Origin of the sequence: Hymenobacter piscis (genome assembly GCF_018760735.1) — a bacterium.
Taxonomy (GTDB): domain Bacteria; phylum Bacteroidota; class Bacteroidia; order Cytophagales; family Hymenobacteraceae; genus Hymenobacter; species Hymenobacter piscis.
In genome coordinates this window covers 57,058-76,522 of record NZ_JAHHZN010000008.1, presented here as the reverse complement: position 1 = coordinate 76,522, position 19,465 = coordinate 57,058, and the positions used below count along the sequence as shown (strand labels likewise).

General features: G+C 63.3%; 16 protein-coding genes. 8 read left to right on the top strand and 8 right to left on the bottom strand.

What is annotated here, in order from left to right; translation table 11 throughout:
* Nucleotides 1–109 precede the first annotated feature (109 nt).
* The 4 genes from KLP40_RS10595 (at nt 110) to KLP40_RS10580 (ending at nt 2,259) form a co-directional block, all read left to right on the top strand.
* Nucleotides 110–1,033: a DUF58 domain-containing protein gene (locus tag KLP40_RS10595; protein WP_215593751.1), complete on the top strand. Its 924-nt coding sequence runs from the start codon at nt 110–112 to the stop codon at nt 1,031–1,033.
* Nucleotides 1,034–1,184: 151 nt separating this feature from the next.
* Entirely contained in the window at nt 1,185–1,619 is a 435-nt protein-coding gene (locus tag KLP40_RS10590; protein WP_215593750.1) for a hypothetical protein, read from the top strand.
* Nucleotides 1,620–1,773: 154 nt separating this feature from the next.
* A complete protein-coding gene (locus KLP40_RS10585) occupies nt 1,774–2,031 on the top strand; it encodes a hypothetical protein (RefSeq protein ID WP_215593749.1) in 258 nt (85 codons plus the stop codon).
* Nucleotides 2,032–2,049: 18 nt separating this feature from the next.
* Nucleotides 2,050–2,259: a hypothetical protein gene (locus tag KLP40_RS10580; RefSeq protein ID WP_215593748.1), complete on the top strand. Its 210-nt coding sequence runs from the start codon at nt 2,050–2,052 to the stop codon at nt 2,257–2,259.
* Between the two features lie 24 nt (nt 2,260–2,283).
* Here KLP40_RS10580 and KLP40_RS10575 read toward each other — a convergent pair whose 3' ends face one another.
* Nucleotides 2,284–3,219 carry a DMT family transporter gene (locus KLP40_RS10575; protein ID WP_215593747.1) on the bottom strand — a complete coding sequence of 312 codons (936 nt, stop codon included), beginning with the start codon at nt 3,217–3,219 and terminating at the stop codon, nt 2,284–2,286.
* Between the two features lie 172 nt (nt 3,220–3,391).
* Between KLP40_RS10575 and KLP40_RS10570 the strand changes: the two genes are divergently transcribed.
* Complete coding sequence (locus KLP40_RS10570; RefSeq protein ID WP_246558768.1) at nt 3,392–4,729, top strand: replication-associated recombination protein A; 1,338 nt, start codon at nt 3,392–3,394, stop codon at nt 4,727–4,729.
* Nucleotides 4,730–4,912: 183 nt separating this feature from the next.
* Nucleotides 4,913–6,667 (top strand): signal peptide peptidase SppA, encoded by a 1,755-nt coding sequence (sppA, locus tag KLP40_RS10565; RefSeq protein ID WP_215593746.1) that lies wholly within the window; start codon nt 4,913–4,915, stop codon nt 6,665–6,667.
* Between the two features lie 15 nt (nt 6,668–6,682).
* Here sppA and KLP40_RS10560 read toward each other — a convergent pair whose 3' ends face one another.
* Nucleotides 6,683–8,323, bottom strand: coding sequence for a hypothetical protein (locus KLP40_RS10560; protein WP_215593745.1), 1,641 nt, complete (start codon nt 8,321–8,323; stop codon nt 6,683–6,685).
* A 209-nt stretch (nt 8,324–8,532) separates the two neighbouring features.
* Here KLP40_RS10560 and KLP40_RS10555 point away from each other — a divergent pair, with 209 nt between their 5' ends.
* Complete coding sequence (locus tag KLP40_RS10555) at nt 8,533–9,351, top strand: purine-nucleoside phosphorylase (RefSeq protein WP_215593744.1); 819 nt, start codon at nt 8,533–8,535, stop codon at nt 9,349–9,351.
* A gap of 78 nt (nt 9,352–9,429) precedes the next feature.
* Here KLP40_RS10555 and KLP40_RS10550 read toward each other — a convergent pair whose 3' ends face one another.
* The 5 genes from KLP40_RS10550 to KLP40_RS10530 form a co-directional block, all read right to left on the bottom strand.
* Nucleotides 9,430–9,837: a hypothetical protein gene (locus KLP40_RS10550; RefSeq protein WP_215593743.1), complete on the bottom strand. Its 408-nt coding sequence runs from the start codon at nt 9,835–9,837 to the stop codon at nt 9,430–9,432.
* 117 nt (nt 9,838–9,954) lie between these two features.
* The gene (locus KLP40_RS10545) at nt 9,955–10,821 is read right to left on the bottom strand and encodes a DUF4249 domain-containing protein (RefSeq protein ID WP_215593742.1); all 867 of its coding nucleotides are present in this window, start codon (nt 10,819–10,821) and stop codon (nt 9,955–9,957) included.
* A gap of 9 nt (nt 10,822–10,830) precedes the next feature.
* Nucleotides 10,831–13,176 (bottom strand): TonB-dependent receptor, encoded by a 2,346-nt coding sequence (locus tag KLP40_RS10540; RefSeq protein WP_215593741.1) that lies wholly within the window; start codon nt 13,174–13,176, stop codon nt 10,831–10,833.
* Between the two features lie 111 nt (nt 13,177–13,287).
* Complete coding sequence (gene trxA / locus KLP40_RS10535) at nt 13,288–13,596, bottom strand: thioredoxin (protein WP_215593740.1); 309 nt, start codon at nt 13,594–13,596, stop codon at nt 13,288–13,290.
* Between the two features lie 169 nt (nt 13,597–13,765).
* Entirely contained in the window at nt 13,766–14,206 is a 441-nt protein-coding gene (locus tag KLP40_RS10530) for a hypothetical protein (protein ID WP_215593739.1), read from the bottom strand.
* A 448-nt stretch (nt 14,207–14,654) separates the two neighbouring features.
* On the opposite strand from KLP40_RS10530, the gene KLP40_RS10525 reads away from it, so the two are divergent.
* Entirely contained in the window at nt 14,655–15,722 is a 1,068-nt protein-coding gene (locus tag KLP40_RS10525; RefSeq protein ID WP_246558767.1) for a DUF6687 family protein, read from the top strand.
* Nucleotides 15,723–15,795: 73 nt separating this feature from the next.
* Here the strand turns inward: KLP40_RS10525 and KLP40_RS10520 are convergent, their stop codons facing one another.
* Nucleotides 15,796–19,233, bottom strand: a complete 3,438-nt coding sequence (locus KLP40_RS10520) for an AAA family ATPase (protein WP_215593738.1) — start codon at nt 19,231–19,233, stop codon at nt 15,796–15,798.
* Nucleotides 19,234–19,465: the final 232 nt, after the last annotated feature.

Sequence of the window (19,465 nt, the reverse complement as noted above, 5' to 3'; positions counted from 1 at the left end):
CCTTGTCGGGCAAAAGGTGTTACGTGACGATTGGGCCCGGTCGGGCCCGGGGCGGGCCCTCGTTTGATTCCGTTGTATCTTGCCCGTCCGCCCTTTTTTGTCCCGCATCATGGCCCAACCGCTTGACCTTGCCGCCGTCAGTTCTTTCGGAAACCTGGAGTTTCTGGCCCGTCAGTTGGTGGAAGGCTTTATCACGGGCCTGCACCAGTCGCCCTACCACGGCTTCTCGGTGGAATTCTCGGAGCACCGCCTCTACAACCCCGGCGAAAGCACCCGCCACCTCGACTGGAAGGTATTCGCCCGCACCGACAAGCTCTTCGTGAAGCGCTACGAGGAGGAAACCAACCTGCGCTGCCACCTGCTGCTCGACGTGAGCCCGAGCATGTACTACCCCGCCCCGAACCACGACAAGCTACGGTTCTCGGTGCTGTGCGCGGCGGCCCTCACCACGCTGCTACAGAAGCAGCGCGACGCGGTGGGGCTGGTTACCTTCGCCAACGAGGTGGAATTGCAGACGCCGGTGCGCTCCACCAGCACCCACCGCCACACTTTGCTGCTCACCCTGCAACAGCTGCTGGAGCGCCCCGCAGCGCCCGGCCGGGCCCAGACCAACGTGGCGGGCGTCATCCACACCATCGCCCAGCAAATCCCGAAACGCTCGTTAGTTATCCTGTTTTCCGACATGCTGGGCCGGGCCCCCGAGGAGCAGGACGAAACCCTGGCTGCCCTCCAGCACCTGCGCCACCAGCACCACGAGGTGCTGCTGTTCCACGTGATGGACCGCGCCACCGAGGCCGATTTCAACTTCCAGGACCGCCCTTACCTGTTCGAAGACCTCGAAACCGGCCAGACGCTCAAGCTCCAGCCCAGCCAGGTGAGGGAGCAGTACCAAGCCGCCATGCGCCGCTACGAGCACGATCTGGCCCTGCGCTGCGGCCAGTACAAAATCGACTTCGTGCCAGTAGACATCCGCGAGCCATTCGATAAAGTGCTCTACGCTTACCTGGTCAAGCGCGGTAAGGTGCGGGGGTAATGTGCCTGGGTAGGGGCATGCAAGAAAATTACAACTCCGGCTTCTCTGAAAAATAGAACAGACTAATTTTAAAGATGATAATTTTTTAGTGGCTAATTTTATGAGTAATAGAATACTGTCATTAGTTTTATGTGTTATTATATTGGTGTTAATGAGAGATTTTATTGCAGATACGGTGAAGAGATATAACCGCTTGGATGATGACTTGTTGATGTTGAAAAATATTAGCAGTAAAAATGTCAAACGCATTAAAATAATTCCGTTAGATAGGTATAATAGTTTGATAGATCATCAGATTGTAGTGAATGATAGATCAATTATAGAAAAGATAGTTGAAAGTTATGGCAATATGCGTAAACAGCGTATAGAGGGTGATGGAAAGCTCGGTGGAGAGTGGCAGATAGAGTTGATAGTGGAAATGAATGAATCAAAAAATATTAGATCATTCATTTTTGCTAACGAGAAAAGTAGTTTAGTCTTTATTCTGAATATGAAAGAAGATAATTGCAAAGATATGCAATTGGCAGATTGCTTGGTGAATACAGATGTAGCAAGGATTGTTTTAGAGGAAATTATTAAAAAATAAAGGTATTGCATCGATTTCGGTATTTCCGCTTTGATTTGGCTGTGTCGCATTAGATAATGACCGTTACAGCTGGCCTGAACAAAGACACTCTTATATGTTCAGTCGTAGGTAAAATAAAGCCGTCTGCTTTCATCCCTCTTAATCTTCACCACCTATGTCCCTTTGGTTTTGCCGCGTTTGCGGCCTGGATTATGACGAGTCGCCGTGGGGCGCGGATGGGCGCACGCCCGACCACACGCTGTGCGCCTGCTGCGGGGCCGAATTCGGCTACCACGACGCCACCCCGGAGGCGGCCCGGCAGTTTCGGGCCAAGTGGCTGGAGCAGGGCACCGAGTGGTTTTACCCCAACGTGCGGCCCGCCGGCTGGCAGCTGCCGCCCCAGCTGGCCCAGATTCCGGCCGCTTATCAGTAGGCGGCTTACTTTCGTGCTATGCAACTCTTCGATACCCTGTTCTTCGCCCTGCCCGTCTGCCTGCTGTCGGCGGTGATGACCGTTTATATTGCCCACATGTACGGGCGGCGGTTCTGGCCCTGGCTGCTGTTCGGGTTCTTCGTGCCGCTGCTCTCCACGTTCGTGGCCATCCTGCTCGGCATCCGCGACGCCCGCCGCCAGGAAGCCGCCGACAAGGAGAAGGAATAGGAGGGGAGGAGCGCCAGCCGCCGCCTAATCCTGCACGGGCTCCAGCGGGGGCACGGCGGCCAACTGAGCGGGGCGGGGCTTGCGGCTGACCAGGAACACGCCGATGAAAATCAGCAGGCCCTGCCAGGCCCGGTCCCAGGTGAGGTGGTCCTTGCCCAGGCTCACGGCAATGAGCACGGCCAGGGCCGGCTGGAGGTAGATGTAGGCGCCCAGCAGGGCGGGGGAGGCGTACTTGAGGGCCCAGTTATTGAGCAGGTAAGCCAGAATGGTCAGGCAGATAACCATGTAGGCAATGGCCGCCCAGATACCCGGCGGGAAGCTGGCGTAATCGGGGGCCTGCACCTGCTCCCAGCCGGCCGGCACCGCCAGGCAGGCGCCCACCAGGAAGATGCGGGCCAGCACCGTGAACGGGTGGTACTTGCGCATGAGCGGCATCACGAGCACCAGGTACACCCCGAAGGCGGTGGCGTTGAGCAGGATATAGACGTTGCCCAGCAGCCCGTCCTGGCCGCCGGCCGCCACGGGGCCCTTGCTCAGAATGATACTGGCCGCCCCCAGGCCGGCCACGGCCACGCCCAGCACCCGGCGCAGCGTGAGCTTTTCGCCCAGCAGCACCGCCGAGGCCAGCACCGTGACCACCGGGGCAATGGTCTGGATGAGGGAGGCGTTGATGGGCGAAGTCAGGTTGAGGCCCGAGAAGAACAGCAGCTGGTTCAGGCCGATGCCCAGCACCCCGCAGGCTACGGCCCGGAGCTGGTCGGCGCGGCCCGTGATGCGGTCCTGGGGCGCGGCCAGGCGGCTGGCGACGGTGAAAAACAGCGTCGCCCCCACGATGCGCAGCAGCACCAGCCCGAAGGGCCCCATGTAGCGCGGCATCACGTCCTTGGAAATGCTGTAGTTGGCCGCGTAAATCAGGGCGACCACAAACAAGGCCGCGTGGACCCGGACGGAATTCTTCATGAGGGGAGTTTCAGACCGCAAGCTACGCGCTGCCGGCCGCAGGTGGCGCAGATGGAAACTAAAAAAGCCGGAAAGGGTTACAGCCAGTTCGCCTTACACCTGCGGCGGCGGTTCGCCCCCAACCGGCGGCCGGCGGCCCACAGCATGTAGCTTGCGGCCTGAAATCCTCGTTATGTCTTCTACTGGTTCCCTGTTCGATTCCGACCCCACCCCGGCCCCCCAACCCGCCCGGCCCGGGGCCCACGCCCCCCTGGCCGAGCGCCTGCGCCCCCGCACCCTGCAGGAGTACGCCGGCCAGAAGCACCTCATCGGCCCCGAAGGCGTGCTGCGCCGCTACCTCGATGCCGGCCGCCTGCCCTCCCTGATTTTATGGGGCCCGCCGGGCGTGGGCAAAACCACCCTGGCCAACCTGCTGGCCCAGGAGCTGGGCAAGCCCTTCGCCTCGCTGAGCGCCGTGAATGCGGGCGTGAAAGACGTGCGCGAAGTGATAGAGCGGGCCCGCAAGCAGCGCGGCACCGTGCTCTTTATTGATGAGATTCACCGCTTCAGCAAGAGCCAGCAGGACGCGTTGCTGGGGGCCGTGGAGCAGGGCGTGGTCACGCTCATCGGGGCTACCACCGAAAACCCCTCGTTTGAGGTCATTCCGGCCGTGCTCAGCCGCGCCCAGGTGTACGTGCTCGAGCCCCTGGGCAAGGAGGTGCTCACCAGCTTGGTGGACAAAGCCCTGGCCGAGGACGAGGTACTCAGAACTAAAAACGTGCACATGCAGGACTACGGCGCCCTGCTCACCATCTCGGGCGGCGACGCCCGCAAGCTGCTCAACCTGCTCGAAATCGTGGTGGAAGCCAGCCGCCCCGACCCCCAAACCGGCCAGATTCTCATCACCGACGAAGGCGTGCAGCAGCTGGCCCAGCAGCACCTGGCCCGCTACGACAAGGGCGGCGAGATGCACTACGACGTCATTTCGGCCTTCATCAAGAGCATCCGGGGCTCCGACCCCAACGCGGCCCTCTACTACCTGGCCGTGATGCTCGAAGGCGGCGAGGACGCCAAGTTCATTGCCCGTCGCCTGCTCATTCTGGCTTCCGAAGACGTGGGCCTGGCCAACCCCAACGCCCTCATCCTGGCCCAGAGCTGCTTCCAGGCCGTCACGGTCATCGGCATGCCCGAATCGGACATTGTTCTGGGGCAGACGGTGGTGTACCTGGCCACTTCGCCCAAGAGCAACGCCAGCTATAAAGCCATCCGGGCGGCCCGGGCGCTGGTGCGCCAGCAGGGTGTGCAGCCGGTGCCCATTCCGCTGCGCAACGCCCCCACCAAGCTCATGCAGGAGCTCGGCTACGGCAGCCAGTACCAGTATTCGCACGATTACCCCGGTAGCTTCGCCTACCAGGAGTTCCTGCCCGAACCCCTGAGCGGCACCACCCTCTACCACCCCGGCGACAACCCCGCCGAAGCCAAAGCCCGGGAACGGCTGCGGGCCCTGTGGGGCCAGAAGTACGGGATGTAGGAGTGAGGAGCTGGAAGATAGGAGGGAGGAGCCAGGAATTATGTGCTCCTAACTCCTCACTCCTACACCTCGCTCCTCCACCTCGTTCCGGCCCGAAAACAGCCCGTTGGTTGAATACCCGGCGGCGGGGCCCGAAAGCCGCTACATTTGTTACAGGACCTAACCTGCTAGTTGCTTTTCATCATGAGACAGTTCTTAAAATATGTGCTGGCCACTATCACCGGCGTGCTGGTGCTGGGCCTGATTGCCACCGTGCTGCTGGTGGGCCTGATTCTAGGCCTGGCTTCTTCCGATAAAGACGTGACCGTGGCCCGGGATTCGGTGCTGCAGCTCACCCTCGATAAGCCCATCGGGGAGCGGGGCTTCAGCAATCCGCTATCGGGTTTTGTGGGCGGGCAGGCCAGCAGCATCGGGCTCGATGAGCTGAAAGCCGCCATCCGCCACGCCAAAACGGATGGCGACATCAAGGGCATTTTCCTGAACCTGGAGCTGGTGCAGGGTGGCATGGCCTCGCTGGAGGAAGTGCGCCAGGAGCTGGTGGAGTTTAAGAAAAGCGGCAAGTTCATCGTGAGCTACGCCGATGCCCAGTCGGAAAAGAGCTACTACCTGGCCTCGGTGGCCGATAAGCTCTACCTCAACCCCCAGGGCACGCTCGAATTCAACGGCCTGAGCTCGGAGCCGATGTACTACAAAAACCTGTTCGACAAGCTGGGCGTGCAGGTGCAGATTTTCCGGGTGGGCTCGTTCAAGAGCGCCGTGGAGCCCTACTTCCGCACCAGCATGTCCGACTCGGCCCGGTTGCAGACGTCCTCGTTCCTCAACTCGCTCAACAACGCCATGCTCGCCGACGTGGCCGCCGCCCGCAATATCGCCCCGGCCCGCCTCAAGGTGATTTCCGACTCCATGCTGGTGCACAACGCCGACGACGCCAAGCGCCTGGGCCTGGTCACCGACCTGGGCTACTACGATCAGGCTACCGACTACATCAAGGGCAAGCTGGGTGTGAAGCGCGACGCCAAACTCAACCTCATCAGCCTGGATGACTACAGCAAGTCGGCCGATGACGAGGAGGAAAGCAGCAACCGCATTGCCGTGGTGTACGCCGAGGGCGACATCGTGACGGGCAAGGGCGGCAACGAGAGCATCGGCAGCACCCGCTTCGCCGAAGCCATCCGCAAGGCCCGTCTCGACGACAAGGTGAAGGCCGTAGTGCTGCGCGTGAACTCGCCCGGCGGCTCCTCCCTGGCCTCCGACATCATCTACCGCGAGGTAATGCTGACCAAGAAAGTGAAGCCCATCATCGCCAGCATGTCGGACGTGGCGGCCTCGGGCGGCTACTTCATCGCCATGGGCTGCGACACGATTGTGGCCCACCCGACCACCATCACGGGCTCCATCGGGGTGTTCGGGGTGCTGCCTAACATTGCGCCCTTCCTGAGCGACAAAATCGGCATCACCACCGACCGCGTGACTACCGGTAAGTTCTCCGATTTTCCCACCATCACGCGGGCCCTCACGCCCTTCGAGCAGCAGCAATTCCAGCAGGAAATCAACCGCATCTACGCCGACTTCACCACCAAGGCCGCGGCCGGCCGCAACATGCCGGTGGAGCGGTTGCGCCGCTTCGCCTCGGGCCGGGTGTGGTCGGGCACCGAAGCCAAGGCCCGCGGCCTGGTGGACGTGCTGGGCTCCCTGGATGACGCCGTGCGCATTGCCGCCCGCCGCGCCAAGCTTCAGCAAGGCGACTACCGCCTCCAGAAGCTGCCCCGCCAGAAATCCTTCGCCGAAAACCTGTTCAGCTCCTTCAACGAGGAAGCCCGCCTGCGCCTCGTGAAATCGGAGATGGGCCCGCTCTACCCCCTGTTCGAGCAGTACAAGAAGCTCTCGGAAATGAAGGGTGCCCAGGCCCGCCTGCCCTACGAGCTGAACGTGCAGTAAAGTAACGGGCTGATTTTAAGCGGGTGTTCCGGGCGAGAAATTCTGCCCGGAGCACCCGCTTGTAGTTGCTGCCGGCCCTTCAACCCCAATTAGGCCCTGACTCTGCGGGGCTCTGATCCACCCAGTCCGTATGGCTTCCGACCTGCAGCAGGCCGCATTGCCGGCCCCGGAGCGGGGGGGCGTAGAGCAGACAGCCGGCAGGTACGGCGGTGCATAAAGGGCCAGCAGTTCGCCGGTGTCGGGGGCCAGGTTCCGGAAAGTAGCCGCCGACAGCCAGAAACATCCTCCCAGCCATACTACTGCTGCCAGGAGCATGACTAGCGCCTGCCTGGGACTGGCAGCCAGCGCAAGCCGGCATCGGGAGGGCGAAAAGCAGAAGGCCGTGAGCCAGAGCAGCAGCAGGTGCAAAGGCAGCAGAAACCGGACTTCAATGGCGGTGGGTACGCTGGCCAGGCAAGGTATCAGAATGGCCAGCAGCAGGAGTGCCCGGGGCAGCGTAAGCCAGCGGCGGGGCGGGGTGAGGAGGATTAAGCCCAGCGCAATACCCAGTGCCGAGTAGTTCAGTAGTTGCACCCATGGCGTTTCCCAGCCGTAGCTTCGTAGCAAATAGGGCGCGGGCTGCTGAACATCGAGGCCATTGAAGAGGTGCCGCAGGTATCGGAAGGCAAAGTTCAGCGGGTGCCGCGCCACCACGCCAAGATATTCGGCATACGACGCATACTGCCCGATTCCTTTCGCCCGCAGCAAGGCAACGCCCGCCGGATCAGCATAGAAGAGCCGGTGCTCCAGGCTGGTATCATAGCGCAGAATACGCGTGCCCCAGGTAAGCTGCTGAAGGTATAGATAGGCATCCACCTTCGGATCGATACGAGCCAGCACGAATGGGGTGTTGCGCTGAAAGTGAAGCTGGTTGATCCGCAGCTGCGGGCTCATCACCAGGGCCAGGCCAAGTAACAGCGCTACCCAGCGCCCAACCCGCTGCCGGGAAGGATGCTGACTGCTCCACCACACGGCCAGCCCCAGGGCCGGTACCACAGAGGCCAGGTAAACAGGCCGGCTGTTGAACGCCGCTGCCAGGCTCAGACCCGCTACCAACCACCACACGACAGCAGATCGGCTCAGACTCCATAGCGCTAGTAGCAGCAGGGTCAGGGCTGGCACATCGGTAAGCGAAAAGCTGAAATGGTCGCGCCAAAAGGCGAAGCTCAACAGCAGGAATACCAGCCACCGGCGCCCGTCCAGGCGTCCCGGCTTTATACTTTGCCACAAGGCGGGCAATAGCCAGGCCATTAACAGCACGGCCCAACCAATACCCGCTGTTTTGGCAGCCACGGGCATGGAGCTGTTGGTTAGCAGCCGCACGACCAACGCCGGAAACTGCACCAGTGCCGCGCAGTACCCGCGCATAGCATAATGGTAAGTGAGCAGAGAGAATTGCCGGTCAGGGCCTCTGAAGGAAGTAGCCAGTTCCCAGTATTCACCTGCGTCGTAAGGCATCCGCTGGCCGGTAAGGCCACCACCCAGCAGAAAGTACAGCCCGTACAGCGCCACTACGGCCAGGGCCCGCACTATCAGGGGGCGCTTCTCATAGGTAAGCTTTAGATACGTAACGGGTGAACTCTGAAATGAGGTGGCAGACAAGGAGGGGAGGGCCATAAAGCGGGCGGGCAGAGAACACGCGGAAGTCCCGCAGCAGGGCCGCGGCGGGCCTAAAGGTACCATGTCAGAGCTTTTGATGAGAATTGCGGCCGGACAGGCCCGATTCTCACCCGTTCGAACCAGTGGCGGAAGTCATACGGTTCTTTTTTCAGACCTTTCCGTACGGTAATCAGCCAAAAACCAATAACCACCCACCAAAACCGATAATGCAACAACTCCACGAAGCCACCGCCTACCTCAAGCAAACCCTCCAAGATTTCCGGCCCGAAGCGGGCATCATCCTCGGCACCGGCCTGGGCGCGCTGGTGGAGGACGTGGAAATTGAGCACCGCTTCAGCTATGCCGACATCCCGCACTTTCCGGTTTCGACGGTGGAGAGCCACGCCGGGGAGCTGCTGGCGGGCACGCTGGCGGGTAAGAAGGTGCTCGTGATGCGCGGCCGTTTCCACTACTACGAGGGCTACTCGATGGAGCAGGTGGTATTTCCGGTGCGGGTCATGAAGCTGCTGGGCATCCAGAACCTGTTCGTGAGCAATGCCAGCGGCGGCCTCCACCCCGACTACGACTACGCGGATCTGATGCTGCTCGAGGACCACATCAACCTCCAGCCCACCAACCCGCTCATCGGCCGGAACCTCGACGAGCTGGGCCTGCGCTTCCCCGACATGCTGGAGCCCTACGACCTGCGCCTGCTCAGCCTGGCCGAGGAAGCCGCCCGCGACCTGAACCTGGATGAATACATCCGCCGCGGCGTGTACGCCTCCCTGCCCGGCCCCATGCTCGAAACCCCCGCCGAGTACCGCTACCTGCGCACCATCGGGGCCGATGCCGTGGGCATGAGCACGGTGCCCGAAGTTATTGCCGCCGTGCACATGGGCCTGCCGGTGCTGGCCATTTCCGTCATCACGGACCTGTGCGCCCCCGGCAAGCTCAAAAAGGTCAACATTGCTGATATCCTGCGCACCGCCGCCGTGGCCGAACCCCGCCTGACGGCCATCATCAAAACGGTGCTGGCCAAGCTCTAGGAAGCGAATAGTACGCCGGAAAAACCGAAGGCCGCCGCAGATTCTGCGGCGGCCTTCGGTTTGGGAAAGCAAGAGGTTTTACAGCGTACTGCTGAAGCGCAATTCCTCCGTTTTGCCCTCCTTGTTCACCCGGGCGTAGCGCAGCTCCCGAACAGAAGAAGCCCCGATAACATAATCCTGGGCATCGCCCTTATGATCGGTCAGGTGCAGCACCGTGGCGGTGCCCGGCTCCAGCTTCCAGGTGCCCTTGAAGGCAGTGCCGTCGCTGAGCAGAGTCTGGGTGTAGGTGTCGTCGGCTTTGAACTGGATGATGTAGCGGTCCTTGATACTGGTTCCGCTGGCGGAGAGGGTACCATTCAGGTAAATTTCATCCAGTTGCCACTTCTGCACCAGCTGGGCTTTCAGGATAGAGCCATCCGTCGTAGTCGGAGTAGGGTCTTCCTTGTCCTGGGAACAACTGGTGGCTGCGCCGAGCGTGAGCAGCATAACGGGAAATAGAAAGCGTAAGCGGGGCATACGGAATGGAAATAGGATGAATACTGCCGCCAGGATACCAGCTGGCCGGGAAAGGTTGCACGCCGCCCGCTGGCTGGCGCGGTGCGACTAGCGCACAATCACCCGGCGCCGGTCATAGACGAGGACCGTAAACACGCCCAGCCCGCCCGTAACGGTGCTCCTGATGCCGGCGGGCTGCCCGAAGGGGTTGCCGTTGGCGTTACGCGCATCCTCCACCGACTGCAGAAACTGGAAATAGGCCCGGTCGAGGTGGTAGAGCGTGACGAGCAGGGTGTCATTGGGGTCGAAGCGGTAGCTGGTGCCCAGGGAGAACTCAGAGCCGTTGTTGAGGCGGTCTTCCACGGTGTATTCCACCTCCGGTTCCCGGGAAATACTGTCGCGGTGAATCTGGAGGCGGTAGTAGTCGGTGGTGGCGGCCGGGTCCCGGAAGCGGGTGAGCAGGTAGGCCTCGCGCTGCTCCTCGGGCCGGTCGTTGAACTTCCACTCCACCGTATCGATGGGCACGGGCTGGGGCGCGGTGGCCGTGCCGGTGACGCGGCGGCCCTGGCTATCGGTGAGGTCGAGGCCGAAGGTTTCGCCCGCCCGGATCGTGAGGGCCTGGGTGCCCAGGTGGGTGTAGGCTTTGCCGGTGCGCGCATCCAGGCCGGGGGCGAAGCGCAGCGTCTGGCGCTGGCCGTCGGGCAGCAGCAGGGTGGCCGTCACGTCGGTGGGCACCTGGGGCGTAGGCGTAGCCAGGTATTCCACCGATTCGGTCACGGTCAGGCGCGGCACCTGGCCGTCTTCGAGGTAGGCTTCCACCACCAGCTGGGGCGGGTAGGCGGGCAGCACCACGTCAATATCCTGCTGCAGCCCGCAGCCGGCCAGCAACGTGCCGGCCGCCGCCAGCCGGGCCGCCCGCCCGCTCAGGCGGACCGGCCACGTATCCAAAATCCGCGAAATGAGAGGAATCCGCATAATCCGCGCTTAAAATTTGAAGTTGTAGGTCACCGACGGAATAATCGGAAACAAAGACACCTGCCGGGCCCGGAAGCTGGTTACCTGGTCCGTTTCGGGGTCTTTCACCTGGTCGAAGTACACGAAGTAGGGGTTGCGGCGGCTGTAGGTGTTGTACACGCTGAAGGTCAGGTCAGACTCGGGAATCCAGCGGTTGGGCCGCAGCTGCCAGACCACGCCCACATCGAGGCGGTGGTAGGGGGCGAGGCGGTAGGTATTGCGCTGGGGGTAGATGGGCACGGCGGCGGCATCGGCCCCGTACACGTCCTGAAACAGAAAGCGGCCCAGGGGCAGGGTGGTGGCCTGGCCCGAGCTGTACACGAACGAGCCGGTGAGCTTCACCCGGTCGGAGAGGCTGTGCAGCGCCACCACCGTCAGGTTGTGGCGCCGGTCGTAGGTGGGGAAGAAGGTGTCGCCGTTGTTGATGCCCGAGGTGCCACGCTGGGGCGGAAACCGCCGCTTGGTCCAGGAAAGGGTGTAGCCGATCCAGCCGGTGGTGCGGCCCTGCTTTTTCTCCAGGTAAATTTCGTCGCCGTAGGCCCAGCCCTTGCCGAAGAGGAATTCCGAGTCGAGGTCGGGATTCACGAACAACTGGGCGCCGTCCTTGAAGTCGATCTGGCGCTGGGCCCACTTGTAGTACACCTCGTTGGTGAGCAGGTAGCGCCCGTCGCCGAGCAGCCAGCTCACGCCCGCCGCCACCTGCTGGCTGCGCTGCGGCAGCACCGACTGGCGCGAGGGATACCAGATGTCGGTGGGCAGCGAAGCCCCGGAGTTGGTGACCAAGTGCACGTACTGATACATGAGCGCGTAGCTGCCCTTGAGCGAGACGTTGGGCGTGAGCGAGTAGCGCGCCGCCGCCCGGGGCTCCAGGCCGCCATACTGATCCTGGCCCGAGCGGAAGCCCGAGGCCCGCAGCCCGTACTCAAACTGCCACTTGTCGGAGGGTTTGTAGATGTCGGAGGCGTACAGGGCGGCTTCCTGACCGTCGTACGTAATGTCGGAGCCCAGATTCAGACGGCCGTCCTCGGAGCCGGCCCGCAGGCGGCCCGTGCCGAAGCGGTGAGCCGTGGCCGTGGCCCCGAAGCGCAGCGTGTGCCGGTCGTTGGGCCGGTAGTCGAGGTCGGAGCGCAGGGTGAAGTCGCGGATATCCGAGGACAGATTGAAGGCGAACTGGTCGAGACGGTTGCTGATGCTGTACTTATAGCCGGTGTAGGAGGTGGTGGTGTTCAGAAACAGGCGCTGGTTGAACTGATGGCTCCAGCGCAGCGCCGCCACCTTGTTGCCCCAGCTGAAATCGAAGTTGAAGCCGTTGGGGGAGTTAAACCCGAACACGTCGTTGCCCAGGTAGCCCGAAAGGAACAGTTCGTCCCGGTCGCCGAGCTTGTAGTTGGCCTTGGCGTTGAGGTCGTAGAAGTAGTAGTCGGGGATGGGGTTGGAGTCGGGGTCGTCCTCGGTGAGCTTGTTGATCTGGCGGGTGAAGATGTCGAAGTACGTGCGGCGGCCCGAAACCAGAAACGCACCCTTGCCTTTCTTGATGGGCCCTTCCACCGTCAGGCGGGACGAAATCAGGCCGATGCCGCCGCTGGTCGTGAACTTCTCGGGGTTGCCCGGCCGCAGCTTCACATCCACCACCGAGGAGAGCCGGCCGCCGTACTGGGCCGGGAACCCACCCTTGTACAAGTCCACCGACTGCACCGCATCGGGGTTGAAGACCGAAAACAGCCCGAACAAATGGCTGGGGTTGTACACCAGCGCATCGTCGAGCAGCACCAGGTTCTGATCGGCCGAGCCGCCGCGCACGAACAGGCCGCTGGTGCCTTCGCCGCCGTTCTGCACGCCGGGCTTGAGCTGGAGGGTTTTGAGAATGTCCACTTCCCCGAACAGGGCCGGCAGCAGCTTGGCCTCCTTGGCCGTGAGGCGCTCCACGCTCATTTGGGTAGTCTGGAGTTTCTGCTCCAGCGTGCCGCTGCCCTGCACCACCACCTCGCCAAGCTGGTTGCCGGCGTCGGCCAGCTGAAAATTCTGGCGCTGGTCGCGGGTCAGGTTCAGCTCCCGGGTCTGGGTTTGGTAGCCGATAAAGGACACCACCACCTGGTGGCGGCCGGCGGGCAGGGTCAGCGAATAGGCCCCCTGGGCGTCGGCGGTGGCTCCCAGGCCCAGGGCGGGCACGGCCACGGTGGCCCCGGGCAGGGTTTCGGCCGTGCCGGTGGCTCGCACCAGGCCGCTGAGCGTGTGGCGTACCTGGGCCTGCGCGGCCGGGGGCAGCAGCGTGCAGAACCCGATAAAGAAACCAAGCAATAAGAACCGTAGCGTCATTTAATCCAGCCGTATGGGGCCCCGCAAAGGTACGGCGGCCCCGGGGAACCTCGCTCCCCCGAAGGAAAGCGGCCAGGGCCCGAAAAGTTGCCCCGGTGCCGGATTTTGCCGCTACTGGCCCACGCCCTGCACTACTTGGCTGATCTGGGCGGCGGGCACCACGCCGGCCTGCCGCCACACAGGCTGGCCCTTGTGGAACAAAATCAGCGTGGGGATGCTCTGGACCCGGAACTGCTGGGCCACTGCCTGGTTCTTGTCCACGTCAATCTTGATGACTTTAAGCTTACCCTGGTGCTGCTGGGCGACCTGCTCCAGAATGGGCGCCATAGTTTTGCAGGGGCCGCACCAGTCGGCGTAAAAATCGACCAGCACGGGCATGCCGGGGCTGCTGATGAGTTCGGAAAAGGATTTCTTGGGCATAAGGCAAGGGGTTGACCGGGGCCCGGCGCACGTCGTCGGGCAGGCCTACGTGTACGGGCGGAACCGCCAAAAAGTAACGCCACCGGCCGGGGCGGGTACAAAAAAGCCTGATGCTGCAACACCAGGCTTTCCGAGAATCAGGGGTTGGTGAGCGAGCAGGAAAGAAGGCCTAGTTGCGCCCCACCATGGTTACGTCGTTGGCTACTTCCGAGAAACTGAAGCGTCCGCCCACTACTTTTTTGCCGTTTACCTGGCATTCCCACAGGTAACTACCCGCCGCGGCCGTACCTGCCTCGCCCGAAGCCGCCTTAAAATAATCAGCTTCCGAAGCAGGCGACGGATACACCACATCAATCCCGTTCTGACCCTTGGGAATTTCCTTGGTCAAAATGTATTCCTTGCCGGTACGCTGGTTGATTACCACAAACTTGGCCGTATAAGCGCCCAACTGGCCGAATTTGTCCACTACGCCCAGCTTAACGTAGGCATCAGTAGAAACCAGCCAGGTCTGAGCCTGGGCCTGCCGGGGGGCAAAAGCCACCAGAGCCAGCAGCAGAACGGCCACTTGCAGAAAACGGCGCAAAGGAGAAGCAGGAGTAGAAAGACGCATAGAAAAAAGGTAAAGAGTGAGGAAAAAGGCAGGCTCAGAAGAAAAAAAACTAACGGACTCAAACTCCGGGTAAGGAATCTGGCAAGCAGATAGACTATTGGAAGGCAATCAAATATAGCCGTTCGTAAGCAGAAGCAATAAAATTTTGGCCTTTATTTTACCAGCCGGCTACTGCAGCTTGCATTCAGAAAAAGGAGTTGTCAAGTCATCCCAAGCCCCTAGTATAACGCATGAAAATCAGCATGTAAAGGGTGCAGTGCGGTTTGCCGGAATTTACGGCGGCATTGGCCGCCGGCTTATTCGGGGAAAATGAGCGGAAGGCGGTGCTATTTCGGCTAAAACAAGCTAAAAAATGGGAAGCAAGCGCCTAACCAACCGATTCAGGAGCCGAATCCGGGTATTTTCCGGGCGAATGACCGTACTTTGAATTTTTCCAGCTCATCTGCTGATGGTGCAAAAAAATTTTGTTCCGTTCCGTGAACTACGTCGGCAACCCACTATTGTAGTGGACAGCACGGGCCTGGGGGCCGTCCTCACGCTGGCCCACTGGCGCGGGGCCGCCACCCCCGCCTCCCTGCGCGACGATACCAGCGCCGGCTCGGTGTTGCGGGCCCTGCGCGCGCCCGCCACGCCCGGCCTGGATGCTGCGGCCGTGACGGCCAACCACTTCGACGTAGACGGCTTCGTGGGGGTGTGGGCCCTGCTGAACCCGGAACTGGCCCGGCGCCACGAAACGCTGCTGCGCCTGGTGGCTGTTCTGGGCGACTTCCGCGAAATCGACTGGCACCATCCTTTGGCCGACCACGCTCTGCAACTGGTGGCCTGGCTGAACGCCGAGGAAAAGGCCCGCTTCTACGAGCCCTTCGGAGCCCCGGCCCGGCGGCAGCGCGAGGACGAGGCCTCGGCCGTCAAATTCGCCTGGTTTCTGCCCCGCTTCGCCCAGATGCTGGAAAACTCCGAAGTCGGCCGGGCCGCCTGGGAGCCGGAGTTTGAACGGGTGAAACGGGCGGTGGAAGTTCTACAGAGTCCCCCCACGGCCGTGCGCCGTTACCCCGAAATCGGGCTGACGGTGGTGCGCACGCCCGAGCCGTTGCCCTACTACGCCCTGTTCAGCCCCAGCCGCGGCACCGACATCGTGCTGAGCCTTTACGATGGGCAGCGTTACGAGCTGGAGTACAAGTACACCACCTGGATTGATCTGGAAAGCCGCCCCACGCGGCCCCGGTTGCCCCTCGGTGCCCTGGCCGCCCGCCTCAACGCCCGCGAGCAAACCCCCCGCCGCTGGACCCACGACGGCATCACCGACACCGGCCCGCTGCTGCGTCTGAGCGGCCGCGGCCTCAGCAAAGCCCAGCGCTACGCCGACCCCGACCAGCGCCCGATCTACTCGTCCTCCATCCCGGCCAGGGAGCTGGAAGAGGAAGTCGTGGCCTTTTTCGAGGCCGGCTACGCGGGCATCGAGCCCAGGCGGTACTGGAGCTGGGCGGCAATCCGGGCGGCGGGCGGCGGCGCTTAGCCGAACGGCCTGTGGCTGTCGCCTCAATGCGGCCTTCGCTCACGACGGACGATGCCCCGGCATACTACGCACTCTACAACGCCCCATCGAACCCCAGCACCTGCAGGGAGCTGATGCCGCCGGCGCCCTTGCGCACGTTGATCTGGGTGCCGACGCGCTCCTTGAGGGCCTCGACGTGGGAGATGATGCCGATGGTTTTGCCCGAGCCCTGGAGCATTTCCAGGGCCGAGAGGGCCACCTCCAGCGTGTCGGGGTCGAGGGTGCCGAAGCCTTCGTCGATAAAGAGCGTATCGATCTGGGTTTTGCGGCCGGCCAGTTCCGAGAGGCCCAGGGCCAGAGCCAGGCTCACGAGGAAGCTTTCTCCGCCCGAGAGCGAGTTCATGGAGCGCGTGGCCCCGGCCTGGTAGTCGTCCTGGATGAGCAGGTCCAGGTGCTGGTCGGGGTTGCGCAGGATGCGGTAGCGGTCAGTGAAGCGGTGCAGATGGCGGTTGGCCAAGTCCACGAGGCGGGCCAGGGTCAGGCCCTGGGCAAACTCGCTGAACTTCTTGCCGTCGGCCGAGCCGATGAGCTCGGCCAGGTGGCGCCAGCGGCGGGCCTGTTGCTGCTGTTTTTCCAGGTCTTCGGCCAGGGCGGCGTGGCGCGCCAGCCCGCTGCGGTGGGCGTTGAGCCGTTCCTGACGCTGGCCCAGCTGCTGGTTAAGGGCAGCCAGTTGCTCACCGACGGCGCTCAGCTGCTGGGCCGTGTGCTCGGGCGCATCGGTGGTGAGGGCGCGGGCGGCCTGCCGCTCAAACTGAGCCGTGGTATCAGCCAGCACCTGGGCCGCCAGGGCGCTGTCCTGCTCGTGTTGGCGGAGCTGGGCTTGCAGGGTGGCGGCTTCGGCAGCAGGCAGCAGCAGGGTCGGCAACGCGGCCGGGTCGGGGGGGAGGCCGGCCGCGGTCAGGCCCGTTAGTAAGGCGGCGTGGCGCTCCTCGCGGGCCTGGTGCTGGGCGGCCGTGTCCAGCTCGCGCTGGCGGAGCTGGTCGGCGGCCACGGTCAGGGCGAGGTCGTGCTGCTGAAACTGCTGGTCGGTTTGCTGGCGGCGCTGGTCGGCGGCGCGGGCGGCCTGTTCCAGCTGGCGGCGCACCAGGGCCACGTCGGGCTCGGGCAGCAGGGCGTGGCGCTCGGCTCTCTGGCGCTCAATGGCCTGGTGCTGGTCTACGAGGCCCTGCTTGTGGGCCTTCAGCCAAGCCCGGGCCTCGGCTTCGTCGCGGGTTAGCCTATCGATAAGGGTCTGTCCCACTTCGGCCTGCTTATTCGCCTCGTTAAATTCGGCTTGGCGGGCTTTATACTCGGCCTCCAGGGCCCGAAGCCGGGTTTGCATGGCCGCCGCGTTTTCGCCCGTAAAGGTGAGGTCGAAGTTGCGCAAGAGGCTTTCGAGCTGGGTTTTTACGGTGGGCAGCTGCTCGCGCACGTCGCGGAGCTGGTGCTGGGTTTCCTGTAAGTCCTGTTGGGCGCTGGCCTGGGCGCGCTGGGCAGCCTGCTGCTCCGAAGCGGCCTGGGCCAGCTGCTTCTCCGCGTCGATGCGCTGTTGCGCCAGGTCCTTGAGCTGTTGCGCCAGGGCGCGGCTCTCGGCGGGTACCGCTTCCTCACGGGCGGGCGTCACGAGTTGCAGGGGCGCGTCGGGCGCTACCCGGCTGGCGTCGCCGCCGGCATTTTCGAGCAGGTTGATAAAGGTATTGAGGCGGTTGACGCGGGTGTTGAGGGCGTGGGCTTCCTGGGTCAGGCTTTCCACCTGGGCCTGCTCCCGGGCCAGTCCGGCATCGGTGAGGCCGAGCACGCCGGCCGCGTAGGGATGCTCCAGGGCCCCGCAGAGCGGGCAGGGCTCGTGGGGCTTCAGCTCCCGGCGGGCTTCCTCATGGCTCAGAATCAGCTGGTGGGCCTGCACCAGCTGGCGCTGGGTTTCGCGGCGGGCCTCCTTCTCGCCGAGCTCCCGGCGCAGGGTGTGCACATGGTGCTGGAGCAGGCGCAGCCGCTCGTCGCGGGTGGCGGCGGCTACGCGGGCCTGCTGCTCGTGGGCGGTGAGGTCGTGGCGGGCTAGGCGGGTGGTTTCGGCGGCCTGCTGCTCCTGCTGTCGGGCTTCGCGCAGGCGTCCCTCGAGCGTTGCCACGCGGGTGCCGAGCTGGCCGTCCTCGGTGCGCAGGCGGTCGTAGTCCTGCACCAGGCCCGTGAAGGCGGCGAAAACGTCCATCATCTCGGCCCGACGCCCGTGCTGGCGCAGCCACTCGGCCGTGGTGGTGAGCTGGGTGTGGGCCTGCGCGGTGCGGGCGGTTTCGGCGGCTAGGTCGGCGCTCAGGGCTTTGCAGGCGCCCAGCCGCTTCTCGTATTCCGCACGTTTCCCGCCCAAGTCTTCGATTTGCTGGGCAATGGCCTGGTCGAGCTGCTCGGCGGCGCGGAGCTGGGGCTCTTGGGTTTCGCGGGTGGCGGTGGCCGATTCGTGGGCCTGCTGGGCGGTGGTGCGGGCAGTTTCGGCGGCGGCGCGGCGGGCTTGCAGCTGGGGCAGCTGCTCGCGCAGGCGGGTGGTTTCGGTTTGGAGCCGCGCCAAGTGGGTTTCGGCTTCGCGGAGCAATGCCAGGGCGGGGGCGAGGGGCTGGGCCTGCTGGTGGCGGGCGAGGCGCTGGCGCTGGGGCGCGAGGGTTCCGGTTTGGGCCGCGAGCTGCTGCTGGCGCTGCTGGGTGTGCAGCAGCGTCTGCTGGAGGTCCCGGAGCTGGCGGTGCCACTGCTGCACCTCGCGCAGCTGCTCCTGGCGGGTGGTGACCTCGGTCAGCTGCCGGCTCAGGTCCTGGGCTTCGCCTTCCAAAAACGCCACTTCCTCGGCCGAGAGCAGGGCCACGCCAGCCAGGCCCTGGCGCAGCTCGTCCACGCGCTGGGTTTCCTGCTTGGCCCGCTCGAAGGCCGCCCGGGAGATGTCGGAGTACTTTCTGGTGTCGGTAATCTTTTCCAGCAGCTGGGCCCGCTCCCCGGCCGGGGCCTTCAGGAAGCGGGTGAAGTCGCCCTGGGCCAGTAGCACGGAGCGCAGAAACTGCTTGTACTCCAGTCCGCTCAGCTCGGCCACCCGGGGCGCGACCTTCGACTTGTATGTTTCCAGAAACTCCCACGTTTCGGTGCCATCGGCGGCCTGCTGCCGCTCGCTGAGCTCCATTTTCGGGTCCTGGAGCTTGCCTTCGGCGCGCTTGCGGGCGCGGTACTGGCCCCACTTGCTGCGGTACTGCCGGCCGTTCACCTCAAACTCCACCTCCGACCAACTCTCGCCTGTGCCGTGGCTCATCACCTGTTCGGGCCCGGTGGTTTCGTGGCGGGGCACTTGCCCGTAGAGGGCCAGGGTGATGGCGTCGAGGATGGTGGTTTTGCCCGCCCCGGTAGCGCCCGTGATGGCAAACAGGCCCGCGTCGGCCAGGGGCGAGAGGCTGAAATCCACGGTATGCTCGCCGCGCAGGGAGTTGAGGTTGAGGAAGCGGACGCGGAGAATTTTCATGTATAATCGGTACTCCTCTTCTCCACAGGGCCCTGAGCGTTACTGCCGGCGCTGGAATGGAGAAGATGAATGATAGGGAAACCGCAAGTTAAGACGGTTCAGCAGCACTGGCACCGCCGGGCACACAGGGGAAACCTGCACGGGTGAGCCCTGCCTGAACCAGACAACAATTTCGGCCGCTTGGCTGACCTGAAGAAACGCTGTATCATAGCTCCTGCTGCCTAACCATTAG